A 4,708-nucleotide genomic window follows, 5' to 3' on the forward strand; every position below is an offset into this window, starting at 1 on the left:
GGCGGGGCGGGGCGGGGTGCGCCGCGCCGGCGGGTGCGGCCGGGCGGACGGGTACGGCGGGGCGGACGGTGCCGGGCGGGCCACGCGGGTGGGCACCGGTTTGGGGGCGGTCCGGGGCCCCTGGTAACGTGGGCCGCTGCACCTGGCCCTCGGCATGCCCTCTCAGCAGGTCCGGCGGCCGCGCGGTGCAGCCCGAACCATCGATTCACACAGACTGAGGCTCTTTCGTGGCGAACATCAAGTCCCAGATCAAGCGCAACAAGACCAACGAGAAGGCGCGCCTGCGCAACAAGGCCGTCAAGTCCTCGCTGAAGACCGCTCTGCGCAAGGCCCGCGAGGCCGCTGCCGCCGGTGAGACCGAGAAGGCCGTCGTGCTGGCGCGCGCCGCCTCCAAGGCGCTCGACAAGGCCGTGAGCAAGGGCGTCATCCACGCCAACCAGGCCGCCAACAAGAAGTCGGCCATCACCAAGCACGTCACCGCCGCCCAGGCCTGACACCGCAGGGGCGCCTGAGCGCCCCGACCCGCCCCGGGCCGAACCGGCCCTCTACCCGGACTCCCGGGGCGCAGCAACGAATTCGCACCGCACGCGGCCTGCGTTCGCCACGCGGGTGCGGTGCACAGAGCAGTGCGGCAGGCGCCGCAGCGGGCCCCTTCCCCAGGGGCGGCTGCGGCGCCTGTCGCGTTCCCGCCCGCCGTTCCGGGGAACCGGGCCTACCGCTATGGTCGTCGGACCGACGGGGATCATCGTAGGTACGGATTTCAGGGGGGACGAGTATGGCGACACCACCGCCGCCGCAGAGCGGTCAGGGGTTCGGCAACTTCCCGCAGCAACAGCAGCAGGCTCCGCAGCCGCCGGCCGGCGGAGCCCAGGGCTTCGGGCCGCCGCCGGGTCTGCCCGCCGCCCCCGGACTGCCCGCGTCACCCGGGCTGCCCGCCTCGCCGGGCCTGCCCTCCCCCGGCGTCGCGCAGACCCTGGGCACCCCCGCGGTCCCGCCGCCGGGCGCGGGGGGCGCCCCCCGCGGCGGGAACCTGCGCCGCAACGCCGTCTGGGCCTTCGTCGGCGCCCTGCTCGCCTCGGCCGGCTGGGCCACCGCGGTCGCCACCGTGCCCTCGCTGGTCAGCAAGGGCGACAACGGCACCGCGCCGCTGAGCGTGCGCAACTACAAGGTCGTCGACGACCTGTGCACGGTGGCCAAGCTGGGCAAGCTCAGCCAGATCTACACCACCCCGGACGACACCCCGTACCACAACACCACCAAGCACGAGTCGCTCGACAGCATGTACTGCTCGGTGCAGATCAAGCGCAGCGGGGCCGGCTCCGCCGACTACGCCTCGGTCTACTCCCGCGCCGAACTGCACAAGGCGGTCAACTCCACCCCCGAGTTCACCGCGGCCAAGTCGGCGCTCCAGCAACAGAAGTACCAGATCACCGAGGTGCCGGGACTCGGTGACGAGGCCTACCTCGCGTACCGGGACGACCCCAGCAAGTCGACCAAGGGCTGGCACAACGTCTCGCACGAGCTGGAGGTCCGCGACGGCGCCCTGACGTTCTACCTCTCCTGGTCCGACAGCTACGAGGAGGGCAAGAGCTCGGTGCCGGACCGCGACAAGATCAAGGACGCCCTGCTCGCGGACGGCCGGGAGATCCTCAAGGGCATCGGCGGTAACGGCTGAGCCTCCCGGCGTCGGCCGCACCCGCGCCCGCCCCACGCCCGTCCGTGCGCGAGTACGGGCGGGCGTCGGCGTCCGTACCGACGCGGGCCGGTGCGGCTGGCGGCGGTGCGGCGTGGGCCGGTGCGGTGCGGGCCCGTGCGGCGGATGTCAGTACGGGCGGGCGCCGGCCCGGGAGGCGCGGGCCACCGCGACCACCGCCCGCTCCAGGGCGTAGGCGGGATCGTCCGAACCGCCCTTGACCGCGGCGTCGGCCTGGGCGATGGCGGTCAGGGCGGCGGCCACGCCGTCGCCCGTCCAGCCGCGCATCTGCTGACGGACCCGGTCGACCTTCCACGGCGGCATGCCCAGCTCGCGCGCCAGGTCGGCCGGGCGCATGTTCCGACCGGTGGTCGCCAGCCGCCCGATGCTGCGGACCCCGGAGGCCAGCGCGTACGTGATGCCGGTGGGCGGCTGCCCGACCGCCAGCGCCCACCGCAGGCGCTCCAGCGCCTCGGCGGCCCGGCCGGTGACCGCCAGGTCGGCGACCTCGAAGCCGGTCGCCTCGGCGCGGCCGCTGTAGTAGCGGGCGACCACCGTGTCGTCGATGGCACCCTCGACGTCGGAGGTCAACTGGCTGCATGCGGCGGCCAGTTCGCGCAGGTCGCTGCCGAGCGCGTCCAGCAGCGCCTGGCAGGCCTCCGGGGTCGCCGAGCGCCCGAGCGTGCGGAACTCGCCCTTGACGAAGGCCAGCCGTTCGCTCGCCTTGGCCAGCTTGGCGCAGGCGACCTCCCGCCCGCCGGCCTTCCGCCCGGCGTCCAGCAGGCCCTTGCCCTTGGCGCCGCCGGCGTGCACCAGCACCATGATCACTTCTTCGGCCGGGGCCTCGATGTACGCCTTGACCTCCTTCACGGAGTCGGCGGAGAGGTCCTGGGCGGCCCGGACCACGATGACCTTGCGCTCGGCGAACAGCGAGGGCGTGGTCAGCTCGGCGAGCGCCCCGGGCTGGAGGGCACCGGGCGCGAGGTCGCGCACATCGGTGTCGGGGTCCGCCGCCCTGGCCGCCGCCACCACCTGGGCGACCGCGCGGTCGAGCAGCAGCTCCTCCTGACCGACCGCGAGGGTCAGCGGGGCGAGCAGGTCGTCGGGTGCACTCTTCCTGGCCATCGCGTACCAGCATCCCACGGTCCACGGACACCCCCGGCCCGGCGAGCACCGGTCCCCACGAACACCCCGGCCCGCAGGCGCCCCGCCTCACGGGCGCCCGACCCCGTGGACGGCCGGGCGGGAGGCGGTCGCGAGAATGGGCGCGTGACTGATTCACCCGACACCGACTTCGACCCCCAGGCCCGGCAGCTGCTGGTCCTGCCCGACCGGGACGCCGCCGACGAGGCCGCGGAGGAACTGAGTGCGCGCCACCCCGGCCTCGGCGAGCTGGAGATCGTCCGGGACGCCCTGGCCGGCGAGGACGACGCCGAGGACGCGCAGTGGCTGGTGGTCCTGGAGCCTCCCGAGGACGGCTGGACGGCCGGACGGCTGAGCGAACTGGACGCCGTCGCGGCCGAGTACGAGGGCTGGCGCGAGGAGGGCTGAGCCCGTCCGGCCGGCCGGAAAGGCGGACGGGCGGGATCGCCCCGATGAGGCCGGCCCGGCGGGGCCGGCCCCGTCAGTCACCGGCCGGGCGGGTGACGGCGCCGAGGGTGGCCGGATCGTCGCCGAGGACGGCGATGTCACCCGACCGGTCCGTGCGCAGAACGGTGGCCCCGAGCGCCCGGAGCCGGTCGACCGTCCGGGGCGAGGGGTGGCCGTACGGGTTGTCCCGCCCGCAGGAGATCAGCGCCAGCCGGGGGTTGAGCGCGGCCGCCAGCGCCCAGTCCTGGTGGGCCGAGCCGTGGTGCGCCACCTTGAGCACATCGACCCGGGTCCGCCCGGCGCGGGCGAGCAGGGCGGCCTGGGCGGGTGGCTCCAGGTCGCCCAGCAGGGCCAGCCGCAGCCCCTCGCCCACGGTGACGAGCAGCGCCACGCTCGCGTTGTTCGCCCCCGGCGCGGCGGCACCGGCGGAGGAGTCCGGCCAGAGCACCTCCCAGCTGACCCCGGGACCGGCCGTGCGGCGCTCACCCAGCCCGGCCCGCAGCAGGGGCACCCCGGCGGCGGCCGCCCAGGCCCGGACCCGGCCCGCCTCTCCCGGCGGGTCGTCGAGGGGGCTGCCCTGGATCGCCCCGACCCGGCGCCCTCGCAGCACCCCGGGCACCCCCTCCGCGTGATCCGCGTGGAAGTGGGTGACCAGCAGCAGCGGGACGGTGGTGACCCCGAGGCCGCGCAGGCAGCGGTCGGCCGCCGCCGGATCCGGTCCGGCGTCGATCACCACGGCGCTGCCGCCCGCGCCCGGGCCGTCCGGCTCCTCGCCGTCCGCCGTGACCGGCAGCACCAGCATGTCGCCCTGGCCCACGTCGCACATCACCAGCCGCCAGCCCGGGGGCGGCCAACCGGTGGCCAGCTTGGTGAGCGAGGGTGGCCGGAGCAGGACGGCGAGCAGGGCACCGGTGAGCGCGCCCGCCGTGAGCACCGACCGCAGCCGCGGCCACCCCGGCCGTGCCGGCCACCGCAGCCACGGCAGCCGCCGCGACCACCGCGAGCGTCGTGGCGGGCCGGTCGCCCCGGCGCGTCCCGGCAGCAGCAGCGGCGCCGCCCAGCACGCCGCCACCGTGGCGAGCGCGAGCGTGACCGTTCCGAGCGGGCCGTCCGGCCAGGACAGCCGCGCCCCGGGCAGGCTCGCCCCGGCGCGGGCGACCGCCGCCAGCCAGCCCACCGGCACAGCGGCGGCCTCGGCGAGCACCCGGGCCAGTGCCGGTGACAGCGGCTCGACGGCCAGGACCGCGAAGCCGAGCAGGGTCGCCGGTGCCACGGCCAGCTCGGCGAGCAGGTTGCAGGGGACGGCGACCAGGCTCACATGGGACGACAGCAGCACGGTGACGGGCGCGCAGAGCGCCTGGGCCGCCCTCTACCTGACCCCCTCCGCGGTCTCCCAGCAGCTGGCCGCGCTGGAGCAGGAGACCG

4 protein-coding genes and 1 pseudogene are annotated in these 4,708 nt (G+C 76.0%); 3 read left to right on the plus strand and 2 right to left on the minus strand.

Annotation, left to right across the window (positions count from 1 at the left end):
• The first annotated feature begins 227 nt into the window (after positions 1-227).
• Positions 228-494: a 30S ribosomal protein S20 gene (gene rpsT / locus ACWEQL_RS41105; protein WP_452156530.1), complete on the plus strand. Its 267-nt coding sequence runs from the start codon at positions 228-230 to the stop codon at positions 492-494.
• 281 nt (positions 495-775) lie between these two features.
• Positions 776-1,675: a hypothetical protein gene (locus ACWEQL_RS41110; RefSeq protein WP_452156532.1), complete on the plus strand. Its 900-nt coding sequence runs from the start codon at positions 776-778 to the stop codon at positions 1,673-1,675.
• Positions 1,676-1,822: 147 nt separating this feature from the next.
• Here ACWEQL_RS41110 and holA read toward each other — a convergent pair whose 3' ends face one another.
• Positions 1,823-2,818: a DNA polymerase III subunit delta gene (holA, locus tag ACWEQL_RS41115; RefSeq protein ID WP_452156534.1), complete on the minus strand. Its 996-nt coding sequence runs from the start codon at positions 2,816-2,818 to the stop codon at positions 1,823-1,825.
• 144 nt (positions 2,819-2,962) lie between these two features.
• Here holA and ACWEQL_RS41120 point away from each other — a divergent pair, with 144 nt between their 5' ends.
• Positions 2,963-3,244 carry a hypothetical protein gene (locus tag ACWEQL_RS41120; RefSeq protein WP_452156536.1) on the plus strand — a complete coding sequence of 94 codons (282 nt, stop codon included), beginning with the start codon at positions 2,963-2,965 and terminating at the stop codon, positions 3,242-3,244.
• A 73-nt stretch (positions 3,245-3,317) separates the two neighbouring features.
• Here ACWEQL_RS41120 and ACWEQL_RS41125 read toward each other — a convergent pair.
• Positions 3,318-4,640 (minus strand): annotated as a pseudogene (locus ACWEQL_RS41125) (ComEC/Rec2 family competence protein); the annotation flags it as partial.
• Positions 4,641-4,708 lie beyond the last annotated feature (68 nt).

The organism is Kitasatospora sp. NPDC004240 (assembly GCF_053603215.1).